The sequence below is a fragment of the Aquidulcibacter sp. genome (assembly GCF_049239865.1).
GTDB lineage: Bacteria > Pseudomonadota > Alphaproteobacteria > Caulobacterales > Aquidulcibacteraceae > Aquidulcibacter.
The window spans coordinates 22,725-45,823 of record NZ_JBMLTR010000132.1; the positions used below are offsets into that span (position 1 = coordinate 22,725).

The window sequence follows — 23,099 nt, forward strand, 5'->3', positions numbered from 1 at the left end:
GCTGTCCTTCGGGGGGAGTGTGTATATGAAATTGAAATACTTATTGGCCGCAACGGCGCTGTGTTCTGTGATGATTGCGCCAGCTTATGCGCAAACCGCTCCCACAATGCGCGACGTCTTAAAGACTTGGCAATTGGATAAGCCCAATGCGAACGCGCAATTTGCGACCAAGAGCGTTAGCGAAGATCGCGCGGTGCTGGAGAATGTTGTCTTCAAAAATCCAACCACCAAGAAGAGCGATGTGAGCTTTGGTCAAATGATCATTCAACGCTTGCCTCAAACGGATGCCGCCTCGGATCAGGCCAAGTTCACCGTCAGCTTTTTGAACGGTACCGTATCCCAAAAAGCTGGCGAAGAGATCGCAGTTGGCAAAATGGAACTCCGTGGCCTGACGACGTCTACCAATCTCTCATCCTTCGCCAATTGGGCAAATGGTGGCACCCTAGGCGTTGGCGCAGCGCCGGCCACTGGGACCAATTTTGATGGCGATATCTATGTTTCAAACATGTCCACCAAAACCAAAGACGCCACAGGCAAAATCGCTGATGTAAAAGTGGGCGACTTCAATGTGCTGGGTCTTGGGCTCTCCGAAGCTGGTTGGTCGGCCAAAACGATTGAGATGGTGAATCTCGCGGTCGTCGATTCAGAAGTGGCTATTAAACTTGGCAAGATTTCTGCAACTGATTTTAAAAGCGATGGCTGGCAGTCCTTTCAGAACGCCGCCGCCGTTGAGTCTGGGGACTTCGATTTAAAGAAGTTGTCTCTAAGCAACATGTTGATTGAAGGCGTCAGCATGGACATTCTGACCCGGGCTGAGAAAGACAAAAGCGCTGAGACCCTCAAGTTCGTAATGGACCGCATGGAATTGGCGAATTGGACCGACAAGAAGATCGTCAAATTTGCCATGTCCGGCATGAAGGCTACGTCCGGCGAGGGCGACAAGCGGTTTGATATGAGCCTTGAATCCTTCGCCTTGGACGACATCAATGTCGCTTACTTCTCGGCTCTTGGTGGTGCATTCGCCAAGTTGATGCCAAAAGACGATGCAAAGCCAAGCGGTCGTTCCGCGCTCCTCGGCTTTGCAGAATTAGCCTCTGGGACAGCTGCGGCGGCGGCCACAGCCACAACCAAGGCACCTGAAGTTGCCACACCCAGTCCTAAGCTCAAGGATTTGTTGCCTGGTGGTCCGCTCGACAGCGGCATTGGGGCGATCTCAATGTCAAAGTTTGGCTTTGAAGTTCAAGGCTTCAATTTTACAATAGACAGAGTTGCGACCAGTTTGACCCGGAATGCTGACGGCATCATCACCGGATCGCGGATGTTGCCCACCACGATGAAACTGACCATTCCCGAAGCGTTGTTGAACCAGCCAGATAGCCCAGTGGCGATGTTTGCGCCATTAGTTGCTGATGGGATTGAGTTGGCCATTCGGTTTGAAGCCACCTATGAGCCCGCGACCGATCTCGTGAAATTCAATGATTTGAACTACACGCTCAATGGTTGGGCGGGCTTCAATCTTGATATGTCGATGGATGGCTTTGCGAAATTCTATCGCGAACAAACCGTTGATGCGCTTGTGGCACCAATTGCTGCGGACCTAAAGAAGGCCAGTGAGCCAAAGGGCAAAGGCAACAAAAAGCCTGATGATATGGAGCAACTCAAGCGAACACTAGCGATTTATCAGGGTGTGCGCTTCCTAAATGGCGCGCTTGAACTGCGTGATCAGGGCGGCATTGCCAAAGCTGCTGGCGTGTTTGCCTCTATGATGGCACCGCCTGCCAAAGGCGCAACCAGCCGTTCGGCTGAACAAGACGCGCAAGCGATGGCTCAAATTCGTCAGTCTTGGGCGCAACCGCTTCGTGACCAAGCCGCCCAGAAGAATAAGTCGCTCTTCGAACGTCAGTTCCTGATTTCCTTAGCCCGTTGGATTGAGGTTGGCGGTGTGATGGCTGCCGTGATGCAGCCGCCGGCCCCGATTGATGTGCCGACACTGGCAGATCCCAAGGACCTGCCAACCCGGGTAGGGCTTACCTTCACCAATCAGCCAGCCGCTAAGAACTGACGCTCTTTATCCGCACTGAAATAGGTGCGGATGAATTGCTTTTGGCGCGGGTAAATCTCGCTCTTGAATCGTCGGCCATTAAACACACCATAGTGGCCGACGCCTTCCTGCACATAATCATATTGCATCTTTTTCGGAATGCCGGTGCACAGGTCGTGGGCTGCTTGGGTCTGGCCGATGCCAGATATATCGTCCTTCTCGCCCTCAACCGTCATCAGTGCAACGGTCTTGATCAATTGGGGCTTCACCAGACGGTCGCGACACATCAAGATGCCGCGCGGCAGATGGTATTCTTGGAACACTTTCTGGATCGTCTGGAGGTAGAATTCCTCTGACAGGTCGAGAACCGCGAGATATTCGTCGTAGAATTCGCGGTGCTTCTCCGCTTCGTCGCCATCGCCCGCCACCAAATGGTTGAAGAAGTCGCGGTGGGCGTCGATATGGCGATCCATATTCATCTGCATGAAAGACGCCAATTGCACAAAGCCTGGATAGACGCGCCGGAATGCGCCGGGGAATATGGGCGGCACGGTCTGGATCATCTTGGACTCAAACCAAGCAAACGGCTTTTCTTCCGCGAGCTTATTGGTCACCGTCGGCGAACAACGCGCATCAATGGGCGAGCCCATATAGGTCATGGATGCAGGTAAGGCAGGATCCTTGTCCTCGGCCATCAAAGCGATAGCGGCCAGAACCGGTGGGCCGGGTTGGCAAACGGCTACCACATGGGCTTTCGGGCCTACTTGCACCAGCATCTCGCGAATATGCTCGATATAATCGTCCAGATCAAAGCGACCCATGCCAATCGGCACATCGCGGGCATCGTGCCAGTCGGTGATATAGACGTCGTGATCTTGGATGAAGGCTTCGACCGTACCGCGCAGCAGAGTTGCGAAATGGCCCGATAAAGGTGCTGCAATTAGAACGCGGGGCTCAACCCAATCCGGGCCGCGCGCTTCGGTCAATGCCTGTTTGTCGCGCTTAAAGTGAACGAGGCTGCACCAGGCAGACGACCAGACGGTTTCAATCGTGATCGGGACCTTGATGCCATTGATTATCGTAGAATTGATCCGCCAATCTGGCTTTTCATAACGGCGGGTCATCGCCTCAAACAGGTCTGACGCGGCGCTGAGGTTGCGGCCAAAGGGCGTCTGCGCAATGGGATTCAGCGGGTTGGCCAGCATGGCGCGCTGGAAATTTACAGCCACTCGCCAAGGCATCAGAGCGGCACGCTGCATCTCAACTATGGAATAAAGCATGGTCGCTCCCTCTGTACGCACCACATGTGGCAGCCAGATCAGCGATGATTGCATGGTATCTATGAAGATTTGGCAACCATATCACGCAGCATATTTCGCCTGCTTGCCGCTAGGGAATGTAAATTTAACTATCAAAAACAGATATTTACAAGAATGCTGCAACTGCGTTGTGCAAGGTGCACAACCGATAGGTGGACTGGATTTCGAACAAAACCGACGGCAATGGCCCGCACGGTGAGTCTTTCAGAGGCCGTTCTTTGACAGGGCTGCCAGACATTGGCCCATCACTTTGGGGTCTGGATCGGCTGAAAAGAAGGTGGAAAGCTTGCCTTGACGATCCACCAAATAGAAGATCGAAGTATGGTCGATCAGATAATCCTTGGCCGCAGAGCCCTCTGGCACGGACTTGCGAAAGCCAACCTTATAGGCTTTGGCCGCTGCGGCGACTTGCTCCACGCTGCCGGTTAGGGCTTGCAGATTTTCTGGGAAACCTGCCGACGCCACATAGGCTTTCAAGGCCGCTGGCGTATCGCGCTCTGGGTCCAAGCTGATCAATAGGGGCTGAATGTCACCCGCCTTAGAGCCTGGAACCGTTTTGGCTTCGTCCAAAGCCAGCCGCATGGTTTGCAGCGACAGCGGGCAGATGTCCGGGCAATAGGTAAAGCCGAAATAGATCAAAGCGGGCTTGCCCAAGAAACTTTTCTCGGTCACCGCCAAATTGTCCTGATTGACCAGACTGAATGGGCCGCCAATCTCCGCAAAAGCCCGGGCATTACAGCCTTCAGGCAACACCACTTCCGCAGGCTTTGAGCTCAGGCCCTTTTGTACAAAGGCCGCGCCCAATACCACCAACCCAAGGCCAAGCGCGCCAATGGCGATCAGGCGCGGCAGAGGGGTAGATGGCTTGGCGGGTGGCGTTTCAGACGGTTTCGACATGGACCGTGATCCACCACTTATTCCGGGTGCTGGCAAGCACGCTTCGACAGTTTTGCCTGCGACCGTTTGTCCGGAAAGCGGCTCAAACACGTCTTTCAGGTCCCGCCGCATCATGTTAGGGGCTTAGCGTCAATTTAGTTGGACGGACCCATGTTTCAAATCGGCTTCATCCTGTTTCCCAATGTCACGCAGTTGGACTTTACAGGACCGTTGCAGGTCTTGCATCGCCTGCCGGACTCTCAAGTCCATATCATCAGCCACAATTTAGAGCCGGTGCCTAGTGATTGCGGGCTGTCCTTGGTGCCGACAACGACGTTTGAAGCCTGTCCGCCGCTGGATTTGATCTGTGTGCCCGGTGGGTTTGGCGTCGAACAGGCGATGGCAGACCCGGTCCTGATTGCCTTTTTGAAGCAGCAGGCAGGTCAAGCGCGCTATATCACGAGCGTCTGCACCGGCGCGTTTGTCCTTGGCGCGGCAGGCTTATTGAAGGACAAGCAGGCGACCACGCATTGGGCCTATCATAGCTTATTGGCCGAGGTTGGTGCGATTCCAACTCAAGGCCGTGTGGTGCGCGACGGGTGTGTCTTCACCGGCGGCGGCGTCACGGCCGGGATCGACTTTGCTTTGACGATTGTCGCCGAAATCGCAAGCCAAGCCGTGGCTCAACGCATTCAATTGTCGATTGAATATGATCCCGCGCCCCCGTTCGTGGGCGGCTCACCACAAACCACGCCGGGTGATATTCTGGCAGGGCTTGCGGGCTTCTATGCCAAGCGCAATCTGGAGTTTGGGCCTGCTGTGACACAAGCCTTCGAGCGCTTTGGCGCTTAAATCCGCAGCGCCCGCACCGCCGCATGGCGGGCAAAGCTTAAGGTCACGGCTTTGCGCCGCGCTGGTGCCAGGTCAAATCGCGGCGCGCGGCGCACAATCTCTGCCCCAAAGCTATCGGCAACAATCAGGCCGGGCGCTTGCTCTTCGGTTGCGGGGATCAAATCGATGGGAAAGTCCGGCGCGACCGCGAAATAAAATAGGTCGCAATAGGGCGCATATTCGGGCCATTTCATATCGGTCTTGAAGTCCTCAACCCCGGATTTGACCTCTACAATCACCAATTCGCCCTTTTGGCTGAGGCCGCAAATATCAGCCCGACGACTATTGGCGAGCTTAAACTCCCAAATGGGCGCATAGCCCGCATGGATCAGGCAGCGCGTTGCGCCATTGCGAACGGCCAAGGTAACGTCGGGCCGTGCCGCTGGCATGGCAGCCGAACCCACTGTTTCTGTGGAGGTGTAAGACAAAAGATCAGGGCTGAGTGGATCAAGCATGATCCATCATGTTCCATCTATGTTCTTTTGTCGAGTGGCCCTATTTCTTTTTTGCTTTAGAGCCCGGCCACGGCTGAACATCCAGCTTGGTCCAATGACGGGCCTTCTGCGTCGGCCTTGCATCCGGCCCTAGACCCTGGAAATAAGCCTTTTGCCACTTGTCTTTGCGGGCTTGGGAATCGGGAATTTCAAGCTCTTGATTGAAGTTATTCCGGCTATCCTGCCAAGCCTCATAGGATTCCTTCAATTTATCCTCAGTTTCATAAGGCTGGAATTCGGGCTTAATCTGCTCAATCGCCGCCAAATTGACCGGGAAGATATGGGCAAACGGCTCGCCCTTTTGGAAGCGGACGGGGTGGAAGGCGCGCGTCATTACCCAATTCATCGTGAACGTGTAATGCGACCAGTCGGTCTCGATAATACCAGAAAGGGCGGCAATCCCATCCTTGGGATTATTCATTGGCCCGGTCGTCATGAGTTGGGTGCCGGGCTCGGTGCGGAAAATCTGGTTCACATGGAAGGTCAACACGCCGTGGCCAAAGTGGCTGGTCGGGTGGGGCCAACCGTCTTCTAAAATTTCCACGACCATGGCGTCGGGACTCGGCCCGCCATCCCACGTCACCTCAAACGAGCACGGGCACAACAATTCCCAGCCGTATTGGTTGGCAATGTTCAATGGCAAGCAACGATAGGCGAAGCGGTCGGAGGTGGAGTCCATCCAAGGACGCTGGGCGGGGCCCGGACGCATCTCCGTCGGAGGAAAGCCAAGGGTGTAGGAGATCAGTTTCATGGCTAAGCTTCCTCAGTCTTTGGAGGCGATTTGTCTAGTCCTAATGGCGCAAGCCTCGCACCCTTAAGCCAGCAGTGTGCGGATGGCCCAAAAGATCAAACCCCAAAGACCGCTCGAGGCGAGCAGCGCAAAGACGATCGTCTGCTGCCACGACCATTTCTGCTTGCTAACGTCGTCGTCCCGACACCCACGTGCAACAGCCATGGGCGGCCGTGAAACCGACCCAAGCTTGCGGGGAAAGGGAGACTCTAACTGGGTCATGGAGCCATTAAAACTGCGAAACCTTATGCATGTGTTAACCAAACCCCATCGAAAGGCATTGTCCTAATCCCTATCTGTTTATTTCATCGCAAAGCTATGCCAAAAGCGGCGCGCGTCAGCCTGAGATCAGGCCAATCAAACAAAGTTGCGGTCGCCACGCCGCCGGAGATGTAAAGATGACCAATCCCGCCCCCATCGTAACCGTCGGTGCTGGCTCAGGCGCTGTGCAGGTCGGCAACAGCTTGCCAATCAGTTTCATCTGCGGGCCCTGTGCGATGGAAAGCCGCGAACATGCGCTGGAAACGGCCCAATGGCTGAAAGAAACCTATGGCAAATTGGGCGCTGGCCTCATTTATAAGTCTAGCTATGACAAGGCTAATCGGTCGAGCCTGACGGGCGCGCGCGGCTTTGGCCTCGATAATGCCATGGCGGTGTTTCAAGAGATTAAGGACAAATTGGGCCTACCAGTTCTGACTGATGTGCACACCGAAGAGCATTGCCGCATCGTGGGCGAAGTCGTCGATGTCCTACAAATCCCGGCTTTCTTGTGCCGTCAGACGGATTTGCTGATTGCTGCGGCCAAGACAGGCAAGGTCGTCAATATCAAAAAGGGCCAGTTCCTAGCCCCTTGGGACATGAAACATGTGATCGCTAAAGTCACAGGCTCTGGCAATCCCAATGTCATGGTGACTGAGCGTGGCGCAAGCTTTGGCTATAACACCTTGGTGACGGATTTCCGCGGTTTGCCGGCGATGGCTGCTTTTGGTGCGCCGGTTGTGTTTGACGCAACTCATTCGGTGCAACAGCCAGGCGGCAAGGGTGATTCTTCTGGCGGGGACCGCACGATGGTCAAATATCTGGCGCGTGCCGCAGCGGCCGTTGGTGTCGCAGCCATCTTCATGGAAAGCCATCCAGATCCCGACAAAGCCCCGTCTGACGGCCCAAATATGGTGCCGTTTGCTGAATTGGAAGATGTGTTGCAGGGCATTATCGCCCACGACAAGATCACCAAGGGCTATTAGGTTCCTGTGACCTTCGGGCCACAGGTCTTCGCCAAGTTAGTCAAACCAAGCATGTTTCTGGCCTGACCGGGTTTACCCGCACGCGCACTGCCGTTAACCACGCTGCACACTTCTCGAAGGGACCAACTTAAGCATGACTGAGAACTGACACGGGGCGATTGCCGACGCCGCCCATCCAACGATGGTTTGTCTCATTGATTTGAGCCGACCCACGCGCGTCGCACTTCAATTCCTTCGTGGCTTCGCCGTCCATCGGCCTTGCTTGAGTTTATTCAAACAGCAAACACCTTAAACCACACCATACGGTGCTTGGCTGTTTCTGATTTCGTGTGACCCATGTCCGACTTTTTTGATGATGAAGACGACGCCTCGACGCGTCAGCAAAAGGCCCATATCGGCCAGATTATGCGTTACCTCTGGCGGCATTGGTCCAGCCAGCCTTTGAAGTTCTTCGCCGTTGTTGTGCTGATGATGGCCTCGACAGCGTGTGAGCTTCTCTTGCCCGCTTTGTCCGGGCGGATCGTTGAGACTTTGACGAAAGGTCCGCAAGCTGCCGATCGGGCCTTTGAACTATTCTGGATTTTTGCGGCGATTGCGGCTGGCATGTTCGTTCTGCGCAACATTCTGGTGCGGGTTTGGAACCTGTTTGCCGCGCGCAATATGGCCAATATCACGAGCTCTAGCTTTCGGGACGTCCAGCGTTTCTCCAGCCAATGGCACAGCGACAATTTCGCGGGTGCGACGGTGCGCCGGGTTAGCCGTGCCATGTGGGCCTATGACACGCTGTCTGACAATTTCCTCTGGTTCATCCTGCCCGCCGCCATTGTCTTGCTTGGCTTGACTGGGATGATGTTGGCAACTTGGCCAATGGTTGGCCTTTATGTCGGTGGGTCGATCACGCTGTTCACGTTGGCCAGTATTCTGATTGCGCGGTTCTATATCCAGAAGGCGAATGAGCGATCCAATTCCGCTGATACAGCCATTGGGGCCTCACTGGCGGATGCTGTCTCGGCCAACCCTACAGTGAAAGCCTTTGGGGCAGAAGCCCGCGAAGAAGCCCGTTTTGGCGGCGTGGTGGAAAAGTGGCGCGGCCTCGTGGCCACCACTTGGATGCGCTATGCTGACGGTTGGGCCGTGTCCAACATCATCTTATGGTCGCTTCAAGTCGGGCTATTGGGGCTGGTGCTGATCGAATGGCGGGAAGGCCGGGCAAGCCCCGGGGATGCGACCTTTGCTTTGACCAGCTATTTCTTGATCGCCAGCTATCTCCGTAATTTAGGCGAAACAGTACAGCAAGTTCAGCGTGGCTTTGCCGATATTGAAGATGCCGTCGCCTATAGCTTGGAAGTCGAAGACGTGGCGGATGCACCAGATGCCAAGCGCTTTGTGCAAGGCAATGGCGAGATCGTGTTCGATCAGGTCACGTTTGGCTATCGCGGGCAGAGCGAGCCCTTGTACCAAGACTTCTCATTGACCATTCAGCCGGGAGAGACCGTGGCACTGGTCGGTCAAACCGGGTCTGGCAAGTCGACTTTCGTAAAGCTGTTGCAGCGTCTTTATGACGTGGATGCCGGTGCCATCCGGATAGATGGCCAAGATGTGCGGCATGTACGCCAAGATAGTCTGCGCGGCTCCATTGCCTTGGTGCCACAAGACCCAGCCTTGTTTCACCGCAGCCTTCGGGAAAACATCGCCTATGCCCGCCCGGATGCCAGTCTGGCAGACTTAGAAGCGGCGACGCGGGATGCGCGCGCGTCTGACTTCATTGGTCGTTTGCCGAAGGGGCTTGAGACCCAAGTGGGTGAGCGGGGGGTTAAATTGTCCGGTGGGGAGCGTCAGCGAGTGGCACTGGCGCGCGCCTTCTTGGCCGATGCCCGTATCTTAATCTTGGACGAGGCGACATCCTCACTCGACACACAGACAGAGCGAGACGTCCAAGACGCGATGAAGGCCTTAGCAAAGGATAAGACGACCATCCTGATTGCGCACCGCCTTTCGACTGTGCGTGAGGCGGATCGAATCTTGGTGTTTGAATCGGGACGTATCGTTGAGCAGGGAACACATGACACCTTGGTGGCAAAAGGTGGTGCCTATGCCCGCCTCAATGCGCTGTCGGTTGGTGATAAACTGGGCGGCGACTTGGATTTGCATGCCGAGCTGCCCGTCCAGCATGCCCCATAAGGCGACTGATAAGTGTGCAATGCCAGCCGCTTAACTGCCCTTGCCCTCATCGCAATCCCGTGATCATGTGCGCGCCACAGATCACGGGGCTGTTATAGACAGCGCTCAGGGGGAGTTATCATGTCGGATCTTTGGGGTGTTATTTGGAACATCGTGTTTGCCGGTGGGCTTTTGGTGACGTTGGGAACGATTTTCCCCGTCGCCAGAGAAATGAAAAATCACCCCAAAGGCTTGCGCGTCTTGTTCTTTGCCGAAATGTGGGAGCGCTTTTCCTATTACGGGATGCGTGGCCTGCTGACGGTCTATCTGGTCCAGCACTTCCTGTTTGACCAGGCCGACGCGCAGAAGACCTATTCCTCTTATACGACGCTGGTCTATCTCTTGCCCTTGGTCGGCGGGGTGTTGGCAGACCGCTTCTTAGGCACGCGCAAGGCCATTGCTTTCGGGGCTTTGGCGCTGGTATTTGGCCACTTTGCGATGGGATTTGAAGGTAAGCCCACCACCCAGACCTTGACCTATCAGGGCGCGACGTATGAATTCGTCACCCAAGGACGCAACGAGGATTATGTTGCCAAGCTGAAGATTGGCGAACAAGCCTATGCTTATAGTGCTTCGGAAAAGGGCATTGAGATCAAGGATCTGCCTGCTACCGCACCAGTTCCAGCCCTCCTGCCGGCTGGCAGCTATGAGTTGAAGAAGGTGAAGTCGGAAGGTCCGTTTGAGATCATCTTCTACATCGCTCTTTCCTTGATCATTCTGGGCGTGGGCTTTTTGAAGCCCAGTATCTCCTCCATTGTTGGTCAACTCTATCCGGAGGGCGACCCACGTCGAGACCCAGGTTTCACCCTCTATTATTACGGCATCAATTTGGGGGCATTCTGGGCCGCTATTCTCTGCGGTGCCTTAGGGACTGTTGTGGGCTGGTGGGCAGGCTTTGGCCTTGCAGGCGTCGGCATGTTGGCGGGCTATATCGCCTTTGTGCGCGGCAAGGACAGCTTGGACGGCAAGGGCGAACCGCCCAATCCTGAAGCCTTGAAGAAGAAAGTCTTGGGGCCGATCAATCTTGAGACCGCCATCTATATCGGGGCGATTGTCTCGGTGCCTGCGATTTGGTTCTTGGTACAAAACAACCAATTGGTCGGCAATATGTTGGCCTTGGGCTCGGCTGCCGTCCTGATCTACATCGTCTATCACATGATGACGGCATGCAGCAAAGAAGAGGCTGGCCGCCTAATCTTGGCTTTGGTCTTGATCGCGGCTTCGGTTGTGTTCTGGACATTGTTTGAACAAGCCGGTTCGTCGCTGTCACTCTTTACCGCGACCAACGTGGCTTTGCCGAATAATGGCTTTGTCAGCATCAGCGCGCCGCAAACCCAAAGCTTCAACTCAGGCTTTATTCTAATCTTTGCCCCCGCCTTTGCGTGGCTCTGGGTGAAGCTGGGTCAGCGCAATATGGACCCATCGGCGCCGATGAAATTCGCAATCGCCTTGGTGCAAGTGGGTCTTGGCTTCTTGATCTTGGTTTGGGGCGCGAAGTTTGCCGATGACCAGGCCCGCGTGCCCGTGATCTTCTTGGCACTGGCCTATTTGCTCCACACGACCGGTGAGCTCTGCTTAAGCCCCGTAGGCCTCAGCTGGATGACGAAATTGTCCACGCCAAAACTGCTTTCGACCTTGATGGCAACGTGGTTCTTGGCAAGCTCTGGCGCGCAATATCTAGGTGGCATCATCGCGCAATTGACTGCGACCGAGACAGTGGCGGGTCAAGTCACCGATCCTGCCAAGGCCTTGGCGACCTCGCTGGAAGTTTTCAGCACCATTGGTCTGTGGTCGATTGGGATCGGGATCGTGATGGCCTTGGCTTCTCCACTTCTGAAGAAGCTGGCTCACGGCGTGAAATAAGGTTGGTATCTTCTGGTCAGAACGTCCCTTTGACCAGAAGATACCAGACCCCATCCTTGGATCGCTCCCGATATTGGGTTTGACGCACCACCCCTGACCGTCGGTCGGGGGTGAAGTCTGTCCGCAGACGGTTGAAGGTCGTACCATTTGGATCTTCGACACCAAATTCTAGGCTCAAATTCTTGTAAGCCTTGGTCTCAATCCACGCACCCCAATTCTGGATCGTGTCCCACAAAAAGGTCTGGTCGGGGCGGTATTCGCGGTTATTATTGCCGCGCCAGTACCACGCACCCAGCCGCAACTTCTTTTTGGGAATTTCATAGGTGATGTTGGTGTTGAAATTCTTGCCATTCCAGCCAGAGAATGGCCGGGTCTTATTGGTAATTGGGTCTGTCAGCTCTGAATCGCGCCAACGGTAATTGCCTTCAATCTCTAGGCCTTCCAAGAGTGCGGCTAAAGGGATGGTCCAAGAAACATTATAGCCCCAGCGCTCTGCTTCCGGCACATTGCCTAAAGCCACGCCGCCATTGCGGGTCGGCACGAGAGTCAATTGATCTTCAAATTTTTCCTGAACGAGGGAGACATTGATCACCCCACGCTTGCCCCAGCGTCGCTCCACGCCGATCAGGCTCGACCACACTTGCTCGGGCCGCAGTTCGGGGTTGCCGCTATTCTGATTGTTGTCACCGACAGAGGCTGAGTCCGCAAAGGCTCCAAAGTCCAATTGCCCTACGACACGTTCAACCTCGACCCGATAGGTCCAGCCATTATGGGGCTTCCAAGCGGCTTTGATCCGTGGTTTTGGATAGAAGAAAGAGCGCTTCTTGCCAGAAGCCCCGGTCTGCTCAATGGTCGACCATTCTCCCGTAAGGGTGGATTCGAGGGTTAGCTTGGGCGACAAAGTCCATGAATCGCTGATGAAAGCTTCCTTCCGGTTCTCCGACACCTCGGTCGAGGAAATGTCGGACGGGCGAACCACAAAGACAATACCATTGCCTTCAGCATATTGGCCGACGAAATCCAGACTATTGTAAGCCAGTTCGCCGCCAGTCTCGATTTGGTGGGCTCCGAATTTCTTTTTGAATGTTAGGCGCACCACCCGCTCTTCATTGGTGGAGTCGGCAATGAAGCGACCGAAATTTTTGGTCTGCCCAACGGTGTTAAAGCCTGCGAGATCAAGGTTTTCGTCCTCCGTAGCCTTTGCCAATAGCGCAAGCTTGCCGGTCCATCCGGCCACATCACGTTCTAAGTCGCCGCCAATTTCCCAGCGCCTGGTCGAGCCTTCTTCCTTACCCTCGTCAACCCGAAACGGCACAATAGCATTCGCTCTAAATGCCAAGTGGACCCAGTTCCGGCTAAACTTGCCTTCCATATAGCTGGCATTGGCATTGAGCTTGGTGTCACCAATCTTGCCGTCCATCGCAAAGGTCGCTTGGGCATATTTTGAGCGACGACGATCATCATTTGGCCCGCGCTCGGTATAAACGCCGGAGGGCGTCAATAGGCCCTCATAGCCGATGAAGTCTTCAACATTTTCAATTTCGGCATGCAGACCCGTGGTGACATTAAAGCCGCCCAGCTTTGAGGTATAAGATGTGTCGAGTTTGGGCTTGATGCGGCCACTCCCCACGCCCGTGGCTTGCACTTCCCACTTGCCACTAGCCTTATTGTTGGCCTTGCGGATCACATTGACGACGAGGCTCTTGCCCGGTGCTAATGCACCTGCGGCGGCTCCTTCCAAGAGTTCGATCTTCTCAACATTTCCGGCCGGAATCCGCGCAAGTATGGAGAATAGACCCTCATTCTTGCTCGTTGGCCGTGAGCCGTCGATCAGCACATTGCCGGCGGCCCCGCCAAATCCGCGAACAGACTCGCCATCATCAATGTTGAAGCCTGGAATGCGAACCACCATGTCGGCGGCTGTTTGGGGCAAAATGTCAGTGAAGTATGCTGGCTGGAAGGTGCGCTTACCATCAACCAAGTCCGGCAAGGCATTGGCCGCACCAGAAGTTGGGCCGGGACTAGCTGCTGTTTGCGCCAAGGCGGGCGTCAAGCAAAATGTGCCGACAAGAACAAGAGGTGCAAGCGCAAAAGCAAGCGTGCGATTAGATATAGGTGTCATGGGTGTTTCCCCGCCCAAACAAAACAATTGACCCCTCTATCCCCGATTATTTCTTCAAATACCCGTGAAAAGGCTGTCATGAAGTTTTTTTAATTGAGGGACTTATGAGTTTGCGTGCGCTTTGAGGCAGGGGGTTACTTTCCCAATTGCCCGCTCCGGTCTAAGTCGTAGCTCATGACCACTGCGCGCTTGCTTGCTTGTTTATGGATTTCTGTAGTCGGGCTTGGCCTCTCAGGCCTTGAGCCTGTGGGTGCGCAGAGCGTAGGGCCAGCACCAGCGGGCCCCGCCGTCGGGTTGGGCAACGGGTTCGCTGATCTTTCCGCCCGACTTCAGCCTGCTGTCGTTGCGATCCGGGCTAAGCGCTCCTTAGTCGGTGCCCCGCGCGATTCCGTGCATGCAGCTGCAGGGGGGGCTTCAACGGGCTCGGGCTTTGTGATTGATCCGCGCGGCGTTGTCGTCACCAATAACCATGTCATCGAAGGCAACGACCGGTTTGAGATTTTTCTAGTGGATGGCACCACCTTGCCTGCCACCTTGGTCGGACGCGATACGGAGACCGATCTCGCCGTTCTGCGCACTACGGGGGCACAGCGTTTGGCCAGCGTCACTTGGGGCAATAGTGACGCGGCACGTGTTGGCGATTGGGCCATCGCGATTGGCAGCCCGTTTGGTCTTGGTAATTCCTTGTCGGTCGGCGTGATTTCGGCTCGCAACCGCGATTTGCAGGCCGGGCGCTATGACGACTTCTTGCAGACCGATGCAGCCATCAATCGTGGCAATTCCGGCGGGCCTTTGTTCAATGCGCGCGGTGAAGTGATTGGCGTCAATACAGCCATCGTCTCGCCCGGCGGCACGCAAGGTGGTTCGGTTGGGGTTGGCTTCGCGGTGCCGTCGAATTTGGCGCGCAAAATTGTGTCCGACATACTTCAAACCGGCAGCGTGCAACGCGGATGGATTGGGCTGCGCGCGCGCCTATTGACGCCTGAGGAAGGCGGTACCGGGCAGAATGGCGTCATTGTTGCCGACGTCGCAGCCAACTCGCCTGCTGCCAAGGCTGGTTTGCGTATGGGAGATCGGATCTTGAAATGGGCAGGTCAGCCCGTGACAGATCCACGTGCCTTAGCTCGCTTCGCCGCAGCAGCACCGGCGGGTTCCAAAATAAAGGTCGAGGGATTCCGCGGGCGACAAGCCATTTTTGCCAATCTGGTTATCGGGCGCGCTCCCACCGAAGTGCGGGCACCCACGCCGCAAGCGATGCCCACGGTCTCTGTGATGGGTTTGGTATTGCGTGCAGCCGCCCCGTCTGATCGTCCAAAACTGCCGCCCGAAGTGCGGGTCGTCGTCACAGCTCTCGATCCGTTTGGGCCTGGCAAGGATCAGGTTCGCCCAGGCGATGGCTTGCTTGAAGTGCAAGGTCAAGCAATCGCGAGTCCACAAGAAGCGCGGGCGGCGCTGCAGGCTGCAGCCCGCAAACGCGATGCTGTCGTTATTCGCTTGTATCGGGATGGGCAGCCGATTTATCGGGCGCTGCGTCCAACGCGCTAGTAACAGGCAGCGAAGCTAGACCTTTCAGTCCGCCTCGACTATCGCTTGGCACGCGAAATAGCAGACTTGGTAACCTGGGGAATTCTGGATGGCAGACGGCCGCGACGATGTGCCTTATGACTGGAATAAGGTGATCAATCCAGACTCTCCAAGGAAACCCGCAAAACCAGCGCCTCGCAAAGGCCCAGCCTTGCCGAAAATGCCGCGTTTCAACTTGAAGCTTGATTTGCTCGGTTGGTTGATGGCTGTGACGGGCTTGGTGATTGTTGTCGGCATTCTGGTGCTTTTTTATATGTCTTGGCTGTTTCAAGCCGAAGGGCAGCGCGTTGCCGCGCAGGACCAAGGGCAAATTCCAATCACTGAGGACTTTGCAGCAGGGCAGGCCAAGCCAGCCGACGTGCTATTCCGGATCGGTGGCGCGTCCAGCATGGGCCCCAATGTGATGATGGATCTCGTATCGGCTTGGATGCGGGTAAGGGGCTATTCCTCTGTGCGGGCAGAACAAGGTGACAAGGTCATTGAAGTGACCGGGTCGCGGGGCGGAAAAAATGCCCGCGTGCTGATTGCGCTAGGCTCCTCTCATGGTGGCTTTGAAGCTTTGACACAACGACGCCTCGAGGCGGTGATGTCGTCCCGCCAAGTCCTGCCCGGTGAAGCAGACCGCCTGTCGGCCTTGGGCAATTTCACCAATGCATCGAGTGAAAAGATCATTGGGCTGGATGCCAGCCTCGTCGTCGTCAACCGCAATAATCCGATCAATCGGATCGACACCGAAACCTTGAGCCGGATTTTGAGTGGTGAATTCACCGATTGGAATCAGGTTTCTAAGGATGGTTCCGGCCGCATTTCGATTAAATTGGAAAATCTCGGTGCGGATTTCGACTCCAGCCCAGCTGGACGTCTATTGGGCGATCGTGAGCCGCCTGAAACCGTCACTTTCTTGGATGATCCCGTCGCCGTGGCCGACGCGGTTAGCCGAGATGAAAAGGCAATCGGGATTACCCGCCGGGGCAGCGGTGGGGTTAAAGCACTAGCGTTGAATGAACGCAGCGCACGCTCGGTTGGTGCCGATGATTTTTCGATCTCGACCGAGACCTACCCCTTTACAGAACGGCTGTTTGTTTATGTCGGCTCGTCGGGCGGCGATCCCAACGCACGTGATTTAGCCGATTTTGCGATTTCCCAACCGGGCCAAGAACTAGTGGCGCGCATGGGCATTACGCCTCTGCGGTTAGGCGCGGTAAAGGTCTTGTCCCCGCCGGATGCACCGAATGACTATCGAACCTTTGGCCGCTTTGCAGAGCGGATGAATTTTGACATTCGCTTCTATGATGGTGCCAATCAGCCAGATTCACGCGCGGAAGAAGACCTCAAGCGCTTTGTTGCCTTCATCAATAAGAACCAGATTGATAAGCGTCGGATCGCGGTATTGGGTTTTGCCGACAATGTGGGCGCTCGCGTCACCAATATCGGCCTAGCACAATCGCGAGCGGAAACCGTCGCTTTGGCGTTACAAGGCCTTGGCGTCACCCCTGGCGTTGTGCGTTCTTACGGCGACTCTTTGCCAGTCGGCTCAAATTCCGACGAGCGCGGACGCATTCGCAATCGGCGGGTGGAAATTTGGCTGTGCGCGCCACCGGCTTGCCCACTCATCAATCTAGGTGCTGAAGCGGAAACGACGACACGGGGCATACCAGCCGGTGTTCGCTTGGGCCCGCCGCGCGCCCCTGCGGAAGGTGAGCCGGTGCCGAAGGGCTAAAAGCTCTGCGACACCTGCCACATACGCGACCTAGTTTGCTGTAATCTGGCCCTTGGTTGGCAGGGCATTAATCCAAGCCGCCATCATTTTGGTCAATTCTGGATTATAGGGGGCCACAGTCACGGGCTTGCCTGCTTGATTGGCTGCCCGCACCTCATCCCGGCTTGCTTGAATGTCAAAGCCATGACCTGTGAGAGGCAAGAAGCGATAGGTCGCGGTGCCCGGACGGTAGAAGTTGACGACATCGACAATCCGTTTGTGGTCCCGCTCATCAATCGCAGCAAAATCCGCCTCGCCATAAATCGCCAGAACCGGCGCCTTAGTGTCGCGCCAAGCCGCCACTGTGTCTTGAGCGGCGACGCCGCGCCAATAGGCAAGATTGCGGCCCAGGATCAAATCGTCACCATCCCAATCAAACGCGCTGCGCAACATGGCTTCATGATTGGGGTTTTCACTGGCGATGGTTTTCAAGCTGACATCTTCATTGAAAATGCGCTGCATGAGAGGCCGGAAGGCCTTGGCAGCCTGCTCGGCTTCTGCAGGGTCGGCTCCGGCCGACAAGAAACCCTGCATGGCAAATAGCTCTTGCATATAGTCCTGCCAGTTGCGCAGCGCCGTGCCATAGACCATTACGCCGCGTGGTGCTGGCCCTTTGGCAGCAATCAGGGGCGCTTGAATTCCGCCCATAGAATGGCCCAGAATGATGATGCGATCAGCGCTAATGCCGCGATCCTTGATGAGGGCTTGGTAGCCCGCTTCAAAGCCTTCCATCTCCAACGCAAAGTCGGTTTTGAGACAGGGGGTATTGGTCAGGCTGTCACCCATGCCAAGCTTTTCGATCCGGTAGGACCCAATCCCCGCCTCTGCCAAAGTTTTGGCCAAGAGGTGATAAGGATGGGTAGGTGGGCCTTCGACGCTGCCGCAGCCATAGCCTTGGACCAAAAAGACGACCGGGGCACCCGGCGCCGCTGCCTTCGGGGTCACTAGAATGTCGCGCAAGCGGCCATCTTTAAACGTGACCGTCCCATAGCGGACATCGGCACCTAGAATGGATTCAAGTGGGCGGGCGGTGGCTTTCGCGGTGACATTCTTAGTGTCTGCGCCGCGCTTGATGCTCAATGTCGCGACATCGCCCGCGCGCAATAGCCCAGCGGCAGCAACCAGCTCTGAATTGGTTTTGGTTGCCTTGCCATTGACGCTTAGGATGATGTCGCCGGGTTCCACGCCAGCCGAGGCCGCCGTCAATTGCGGGGTGACTATTGTCACTTTCGGGCCGTCGCTGGTGTTTTCAAGCGCCACGCCCAAAGCCGCGCGCCGCGTCAATTCTGCCGTTGATTGCGAGCCACCAGTTTGACCTGCAAAGGCTGAACCTCCGGCCAAAGCCACCGACAGCACGGCTGTCGCCAATAAAAACCCACGAGTCATAAACACCCCCTCAAATAGATCCCGTGCTCGTCCTAGGCGGGAAGGGGCAGGCAACTCAAATGAATTCGAGGTAAGGTTTTAGGGCTTTCAGACTGCTACGAACGCGTTACGTGGGATGCCTTGGAAGAAGAGGGCGCTCTCCAAAGTTCCATGTTCAATCCGGGCGGGGGCTTGAGCGGCAACGATGGGCTTGGCCCGATAGGCGATGCCAAGGCCTGCTGCTTCAATCATCATCAAGTCGTTGGCCCCATCGCCAATCGCGAGGGTCTCTGTGAGATCGAGGTTCAGGCGCGCTGCATCTTCCTTCAAAGCTGCTAACTTGGCTTCCTTGCCCAAAATTGGCAGCCCGACTTTCCCTGTTAGGCGAGCACCGTCGTCCAGTAATTGATTGGCGCGATTTGTATGAAAGCCAGCGCGTTCTGCAACGCGGCTGGTAAAGAAGCTGAACCCACCCGAGACCAAAGCACAATGCGCACCCAAGCTGGCCATGGTTCGCACAAAGACTTCGGCACCGGGGTTGAGAGCCACGCGCGCATCATAGCAGGCTTGTAAAGCCGCCAACTCAAGGCCCGTCAACATCGCGACCCGCTCTGTCAGGGCGCCTTCAAAATTGAGTTCGCCAGCCATCGCGCGTTCAGTAATGGCGGACACTTCAGCCTTCTTATTGGCAAAGTCAGCCAATTCATCGAGGCATTCACAGCCGATAATGGTGGAATCCATGTCTGCCACCAGAAGGCCCATGCGTTTAGGGGCGCGCGCCGAAACATCGAGTGGCAATCCGTCTAGCCAAGAAATGGCCTCTTCGACGTCTCCCTCGGTGGCGCTGATATGGAGCGCTTCGCCTGCTTCAATCGTCTTTATGGAAACCTCACCCCAAAGGGCTTCGATCCGCGCCAAGGCTTCTTCAAGGACTTTTTCGCCAGTGGGGCTCACGAGGATCAAAGAGGGCAATTCGAACTCCATTCAGCTTATACGCATCAGACTATTGGCGGTATGCCGGAACTTGGGCTAGAGGCAGGCCATGCAAACCGCCCTCCTTATTCTCGGCCCCACGGCTTCGGGCAAGACCGCCTATGCCATTGATGCTGCTATCAAGCAAAATGGCGAAGTCATCAACATGGACTCGATGCAAGTCTATGCAGATTTGGAAATCCTGACGGCGCGGCCCAGCGTGGCTGAAATGGGCGACGTACCGCATCATTTGTTTGGCCATGTCGACGGGGCAGTCGCCTATTCGACTGGGGCTTGGCTGGCAGAGACCGAAGCGGCAATTGCCGATATTCAGTCCCGCGGTCGCCGCCCGATTCTGGTGGGGGGTACAGGCCTATATGCGCATGCCTTGACGCAAGGCTTGGTGCCAACTCCGCCTGTCCCGCCGGACGTGCGGGCCTCTACCCGAAGGCTGGTTGGCGCTGATCCGCGTGCTGCTCATGCACGCTTGATGGAGGTCGACCCTAAAGCGGCCCGCAAGATTGAACCCAAGGACGCCGTGCGCATCGCACGGGCTTTAGAAGTTTTTGAAGCAACCGGCAGGGCCTTGTCCGACTGGCACCAAGACCCACAACCACCCGTGCTGGCGCTAGGCACCTGGGAGGGTATCGCCCTGATGCCTGAGCGCGATGTGCTCTATGCCCGGATTGAGGCGCGCTTTGAACGCATGATGGAGGACGGCGGTCTCAATGAAGCCCACGCGCTGTATCAACGTCGGTTGGAGCCCGATTTGCCCGTGATGAAGGCAGTCGGGATGCCCGGCCTGATCGATTTCTTTGAAGAGCAATGCGGCTATGATGAAGCCATCTCGCGCTCCATCCTCGACAGCCGTCATTATGCCAAGCGGCAAATGACGTGGATCCGTAACCGTGCGGCGGACTGGAAGGTCATTCCTGTATGAGCGAACCTGTGACCTTGGATGTGGCAGCCGCTTATGATGTCTGGGCGGCGAGCTATGATGGCTATGACAATCCGATGGTCTTTGCCGCTAGCTATGCTCTCAGCCAAGCCTCACTTCTCCTGTCTCAGAAGACGTGTCTGGAGTTTGGCTGCGGTACTGGGCGCAATTTGGCGGCCTTGGCAGCGCGTGGGGCCTCCAGTCTCATCGGCTTTGATCTGTCAGCAGCCATGTTGGCAGAGGCGCGCAAACGCGACGCGAGCTGGACCTTATTTCAAGCAGATATGAGCGCGCCCATTCCCTTGCCGGATCAAAGCGCGGACTTCATCCTGTTCTCGCTGACGCTGGAACATGTGGCAGATCTCGAGCAACCCTTGCGAGAGGCGAGACGCTTGCTGCGGGCCGATGGCACGATCAAGATCATCGAGATCCATCCCTTTGTGTCCTTGCAGGGCATATCGGCGCATTTCAAAACCGCAGAAGGTACCGAAATTACGATGCCCGCGTTTGCCCATCCGTTTCAGGATTGGCTGTCAGCTTTTGATCGCATAGGCCTGCGCGTCGACGGACTTAAGGAATGGCAGGCCCGCGATTTGGGGGCTGAGGCACCGGCTAAGATATTGCGCCGTGGGCCGGATTGGCCGTGGGTGGTAGACTGGACTTTATCCCCTGCCTGAAGTGGCTTTGGGCATTGCGCTTTTCCCCGCATTGTCGCAACAGATTGGCCAAAGGCTCGTGAAGGGTCGCAAACCAATAGCTCAAGGGGAAAGCCATGTCCGGACCATTAAGTGGTGTCAAAGTCGTCGAGTTTGAAGCAATTGGTCCAGGACCTTTCTGCGGCATGTTGTTGTCTGACTTGGGTGCCGACGTCATCCGCATTGATGGCCCCCGGTCGCGTTCAGGTGGTGGGGCAAAAGACGTAACCGGGCGCGGTCGCCGTTCGATCAGCCTTGACCTGAAAAACCCTGACGATGTCGAAACATGCTTGAAGCTGTTGGAACAGGCCGATGCCATGCTGGAAGGCTATCGCCCCGGCGTGTTGGAGAAATTGGGTCTCGGCCCAGATGTGGTTTTGGCGCGCAATCCAAAGCTTGTTTATGGCCGCATGACGGGCTGGGGGCAGTTCGGACCCTTGGCAAAAGCGGCTGGCCACGACCTTAATTATATTGCTTTGACGGGCGCTCTTTGGGCAACCGGTCGGCAGGGAGAGCCCCCAGCGCCGCCACTCAATCTGATTGGCGACTACGGCGGTGGCGCGCTTTATCTCGCGTTTGGTCTGTTGGCTGGGGTCATTCATGCCCGCGCAAAAGGTGAGGGCCAAGTGATTGACGTAGCCATGACCGATGGCGCGGCCTCACTCACCTCCATGTTCTGGGGTATGCGCGCCAGCGGCATGTGGCAAGACACGCGCGATGCCAATTTGCTCGACGGCGGCGCTCATTTCTATGATTGCTATGAGACCAGCGATAGCAAATGGGTTTCGATTGGTTCGATTGAACCGCAATTCTACGCGCTCTTGCTGCAACAGGCCGAGATCACCGACCCTGCCTTCCAAAACCAGTTTGACCGCGCCAATTGGCCGGTCTTGTCGGAGAAGATTGCTGCGATCTTCAAGACCAAGACGCGGGATGAGTGGACGGCCATCATGGAAGGCACCGATGTGTGCTTTGCGCCTGTCTTGAGTTGGGAAGAGGCAGCCCAGCATCCCCACAATGTGGCGCGCCAGACCTTTGTGGAAGTCGAAGGAGTCACCCAACCTGCACCGGCACCCCGTTTCTCTAAAACCCCCGGCATCATTCGCTCTGTGGCCCCTAAACCCGGTCAACATAGCCAAGACATTTTGGCCGATTGGGGCATCTCTTCATGAGCGCTTTGGAAGGGACAACCGGCCGCCGCCGCATTTATTTGATGCGCCATGGCCATGTTGATTATGGCTCACGTGAAGTCGTCAAATCGCAAGACCCGACGATTGCGCGCTTGACGCCGCTGGGCAAAGAGCAGGCCAAAGCGGCGGCGGCTGCCTTTGCCCATGTGCCCTTAGATATTGCGATCTGCTCAGGCTTGCGCCGCACGCGCGAGACCGCAGAAATCGTGCTGTCCCAGCATGTAGCGCCACCGGTGTTAGAGGATGAGCCAGGTCTAACCGAGCTCCATTCCGGCAAATTCATCCCCTTTGCGACGCGCGAAGAATTGAGCGCCTATCTGACCTTCACCTTCGAACAGGCTGGCAAGGAAGGCGCGACCTTCTTTGAAGGCGGCGAACTGTTCGCTGATGCCTATGCGCGCGCAGTGGCCTCCATCGAAGCCTTGCTACACCGTCCGGGCTGGAGCAGCGCATTGGTTGTCGCCCATGAAGGCATCAACCGGTTGTTGCTCGGTTGGATGTGCGGGGCAGGGCCGTCGGCTTCGCTGCCGTTTGAGCAAGATTTGGCCTGCGTCAATGTGCTCGACTTTGATCTGGTACCCGAAGAGGGCGACAATCCTGTCAGCCGGATCGAGCGCCGCATTATCAAAGCCACCAATGTCACGCCCTACGGCTGGCTAAAGGCTGGCATGCACCAAACCAGCTTCGAGGCGATCTTTACAGCCCCTGAGCTGGAGGATGAGGTGGAGGGCTAGCCA

The 23,099-nt window shown here is 56.2% G+C and carries 18 protein-coding genes; 11 read left to right on the top strand and 7 right to left on the bottom strand.

The features are described from left to right. Positions 1-25 precede the first annotated feature (25 nt). Positions 26-2,062: a hypothetical protein gene (locus tag ACOVRA_RS08910; RefSeq protein ID WP_421719978.1), complete on the top strand. Its 2,037-nt coding sequence runs from the start codon at positions 26-28 to the stop codon at positions 2,060-2,062. Here ACOVRA_RS08910 and ACOVRA_RS08915 read toward each other — a convergent pair. Next, entirely contained in the window at positions 2,041-3,321 is a 1,281-nt protein-coding gene (locus ACOVRA_RS08915) for a polyhydroxyalkanoate depolymerase (RefSeq protein ID WP_421719979.1), read from the bottom strand. The two genes, ACOVRA_RS08910 and ACOVRA_RS08915, sit on opposite strands and share 22 nt — an antisense overlap. A gap of 243 nt (positions 3,322-3,564) precedes the next feature. Further along, positions 3,565-4,371 (bottom strand): SCO family protein, encoded by an 807-nt coding sequence (locus ACOVRA_RS08920; RefSeq protein ID WP_421719980.1) that lies wholly within the window; start codon positions 4,369-4,371, stop codon positions 3,565-3,567. 36 nt (positions 4,372-4,407) lie between these two features. Here ACOVRA_RS08920 and ACOVRA_RS08925 point away from each other — a divergent pair, with 36 nt between their 5' ends. Next, a complete protein-coding gene (locus ACOVRA_RS08925) occupies positions 4,408-5,088 on the top strand; it encodes a DJ-1/PfpI family protein (protein ID WP_421719981.1) in 681 nt (226 codons plus the stop codon). Here ACOVRA_RS08925 and ACOVRA_RS08930 read toward each other — a convergent pair. Together ACOVRA_RS08930 and ACOVRA_RS08935 are read right to left on the bottom strand one after the other, a co-directional pair. Next, a complete protein-coding gene (locus tag ACOVRA_RS08930) occupies positions 5,085-5,582 on the bottom strand; it encodes an MmcB family DNA repair protein (protein WP_421719982.1) in 498 nt (165 codons plus the stop codon). The two genes, ACOVRA_RS08925 and ACOVRA_RS08930, sit on opposite strands and share 4 nt — an antisense overlap. Before the next feature lie 40 nt (positions 5,583-5,622). Next, on the bottom strand, positions 5,623-6,372 hold the full coding sequence (locus ACOVRA_RS08935) for a DUF6065 family protein (RefSeq protein ID WP_421719983.1): 750 nt from the start codon (positions 6,370-6,372) through the stop codon (positions 5,623-5,625). A gap of 437 nt (positions 6,373-6,809) precedes the next feature. Here ACOVRA_RS08935 and kdsA point away from each other — a divergent pair, with 437 nt between their 5' ends. From kdsA to ACOVRA_RS08950, 3 genes are all read left to right on the top strand, one after another. After that, positions 6,810-7,655 (top strand): 3-deoxy-8-phosphooctulonate synthase, encoded by an 846-nt coding sequence (gene kdsA / locus ACOVRA_RS08940; RefSeq protein WP_421719984.1) that lies wholly within the window; start codon positions 6,810-6,812, stop codon positions 7,653-7,655. 336 nt (positions 7,656-7,991) lie between these two features. Further along, the gene (locus tag ACOVRA_RS08945) at positions 7,992-9,836 is read left to right on the top strand and encodes an ABC transporter ATP-binding protein (protein ID WP_421719985.1); all 1,845 of its coding nucleotides are present in this window, start codon (positions 7,992-7,994) and stop codon (positions 9,834-9,836) included. Positions 9,837-9,956: 120 nt separating this feature from the next. After that, positions 9,957-11,738 carry a peptide MFS transporter gene (locus ACOVRA_RS08950; RefSeq protein WP_421719986.1) on the top strand — a complete coding sequence of 594 codons (1,782 nt, stop codon included), beginning with the start codon at positions 9,957-9,959 and terminating at the stop codon, positions 11,736-11,738. Positions 11,739-11,754: 16 nt separating this feature from the next. Here ACOVRA_RS08950 and ACOVRA_RS08955 read toward each other — a convergent pair whose 3' ends face one another. Further along, entirely contained in the window at positions 11,755-13,860 is a 2,106-nt protein-coding gene (locus ACOVRA_RS08955) for a TonB-dependent receptor plug domain-containing protein (protein WP_421719987.1), read from the bottom strand. Positions 13,861-14,034: 174 nt separating this feature from the next. On the opposite strand from ACOVRA_RS08955, the gene ACOVRA_RS08960 reads away from it, so the two are divergent. Both ACOVRA_RS08960 and ACOVRA_RS08965 read left to right on the top strand, forming a co-directional pair. Beyond that, positions 14,035-15,405 (top strand): S1C family serine protease, encoded by a 1,371-nt coding sequence (locus ACOVRA_RS08960; RefSeq protein WP_421719988.1) that lies wholly within the window; start codon positions 14,035-14,037, stop codon positions 15,403-15,405. Positions 15,406-15,493: 88 nt separating this feature from the next. Next, complete coding sequence (locus tag ACOVRA_RS08965) at positions 15,494-17,164, top strand: phosphate ABC transporter substrate-binding/OmpA family protein (RefSeq protein WP_421719989.1); 1,671 nt, start codon at positions 15,494-15,496, stop codon at positions 17,162-17,164. A gap of 30 nt (positions 17,165-17,194) precedes the next feature. Here ACOVRA_RS08965 and ACOVRA_RS08970 read toward each other — a convergent pair whose 3' ends face one another. After that, on the bottom strand, positions 17,195-18,589 hold the full coding sequence (locus ACOVRA_RS08970; RefSeq protein WP_421719990.1) for an alpha/beta fold hydrolase: 1,395 nt from the start codon (positions 18,587-18,589) through the stop codon (positions 17,195-17,197). A gap of 87 nt (positions 18,590-18,676) precedes the next feature. Further along, positions 18,677-19,540, bottom strand: a complete 864-nt coding sequence (serB, locus tag ACOVRA_RS08975) for a phosphoserine phosphatase SerB (protein WP_421719991.1) — start codon at positions 19,538-19,540, stop codon at positions 18,677-18,679. Between the two features lie 70 nt (positions 19,541-19,610). Here serB and miaA point away from each other — a divergent pair, with 70 nt between their 5' ends. From miaA to ACOVRA_RS08995, 4 genes are all read left to right on the top strand, one after another. Then, the gene (gene miaA / locus ACOVRA_RS08980; protein WP_421719992.1) at positions 19,611-20,480 is read left to right on the top strand and encodes a tRNA (adenosine(37)-N6)-dimethylallyltransferase MiaA; all 870 of its coding nucleotides are present in this window, start codon (positions 19,611-19,613) and stop codon (positions 20,478-20,480) included. Further along, positions 20,477-21,154 carry a class I SAM-dependent DNA methyltransferase gene (locus ACOVRA_RS08985; RefSeq protein WP_421719993.1) on the top strand — a complete coding sequence of 226 codons (678 nt, stop codon included), beginning with the start codon at positions 20,477-20,479 and terminating at the stop codon, positions 21,152-21,154. The genes miaA and ACOVRA_RS08985 overlap by 4 nt, the downstream gene beginning before the upstream one ends. Positions 21,155-21,249: 95 nt before the next feature. Further along, positions 21,250-22,344: a CaiB/BaiF CoA transferase family protein gene (locus ACOVRA_RS08990; RefSeq protein WP_421719994.1), complete on the top strand. Its 1,095-nt coding sequence runs from the start codon at positions 21,250-21,252 to the stop codon at positions 22,342-22,344. Beyond that, positions 22,341-23,096: a histidine phosphatase family protein gene (locus tag ACOVRA_RS08995; protein WP_421719995.1), complete on the top strand. Its 756-nt coding sequence runs from the start codon at positions 22,341-22,343 to the stop codon at positions 23,094-23,096. The genes ACOVRA_RS08990 and ACOVRA_RS08995 overlap by 4 nt, the downstream gene beginning before the upstream one ends. Positions 23,097-23,099 lie beyond the last annotated feature (3 nt).

Bases quoted from the DNA above. Each gene is read 5' to 3' on its own strand.
- ACOVRA_RS08910 (WP_421719978.1), top strand. From the start codon at position 26: ATGAAATTGAAATACTTATTGGCCGCAACGGCGCTGTGTTCTGTGATG.
- ACOVRA_RS08915 (WP_421719979.1), bottom strand. From the start codon at position 3,321: ATGCTTTATTCCATAGTTGAGATGCAGCGTGCCGCTCTGATGCCTTGG.
- ACOVRA_RS08920 (WP_421719980.1), bottom strand. From the start codon at position 4,371: ATGATGCGGCGGGACCTGAAAGACGTGTTTGAGCCGCTTTCCGGACAA.
- ACOVRA_RS08925 (WP_421719981.1), top strand. From the start codon at position 4,408: ATGTTTCAAATCGGCTTCATCCTGTTTCCCAATGTCACGCAGTTGGAC.
- ACOVRA_RS08930 (WP_421719982.1), bottom strand. From the start codon at position 5,582: ATGCTTGATCCACTCAGCCCTGATCTTTTGTCTTACACCTCCACAGAA.
- ACOVRA_RS08935 (WP_421719983.1), bottom strand. From the start codon at position 6,372: ATGAAACTGATCTCCTACACCCTTGGCTTTCCTCCGACGGAGATGCGT.
- kdsA (WP_421719984.1), top strand. From the start codon at position 6,810: ATGACCAATCCCGCCCCCATCGTAACCGTCGGTGCTGGCTCAGGCGCT.
- ACOVRA_RS08945 (WP_421719985.1), top strand. From the start codon at position 7,992: ATGTCCGACTTTTTTGATGATGAAGACGACGCCTCGACGCGTCAGCAA.
- ACOVRA_RS08950 (WP_421719986.1), top strand. From the start codon at position 9,957: ATGTCGGATCTTTGGGGTGTTATTTGGAACATCGTGTTTGCCGGTGGG.
- ACOVRA_RS08955 (WP_421719987.1), bottom strand. From the start codon at position 13,860: ATGACACCTATATCTAATCGCACGCTTGCTTTTGCGCTTGCACCTCTT.
- ACOVRA_RS08960 (WP_421719988.1), top strand. From the start codon at position 14,035: ATGACCACTGCGCGCTTGCTTGCTTGTTTATGGATTTCTGTAGTCGGG.
- ACOVRA_RS08965 (WP_421719989.1), top strand. From the start codon at position 15,494: ATGGCAGACGGCCGCGACGATGTGCCTTATGACTGGAATAAGGTGATC.
- ACOVRA_RS08970 (WP_421719990.1), bottom strand. From the start codon at position 18,589: ATGACTCGTGGGTTTTTATTGGCGACAGCCGTGCTGTCGGTGGCTTTG.
- miaA (WP_421719992.1), top strand. From the start codon at position 19,611: ATGCAAACCGCCCTCCTTATTCTCGGCCCCACGGCTTCGGGCAAGACC.
- ACOVRA_RS08985 (WP_421719993.1), top strand. From the start codon at position 20,477: ATGAGCGAACCTGTGACCTTGGATGTGGCAGCCGCTTATGATGTCTGG.
- ACOVRA_RS08990 (WP_421719994.1), top strand. From the start codon at position 21,250: ATGTCCGGACCATTAAGTGGTGTCAAAGTCGTCGAGTTTGAAGCAATT.
- ACOVRA_RS08995 (WP_421719995.1), top strand. From the start codon at position 22,341: ATGAGCGCTTTGGAAGGGACAACCGGCCGCCGCCGCATTTATTTGATG.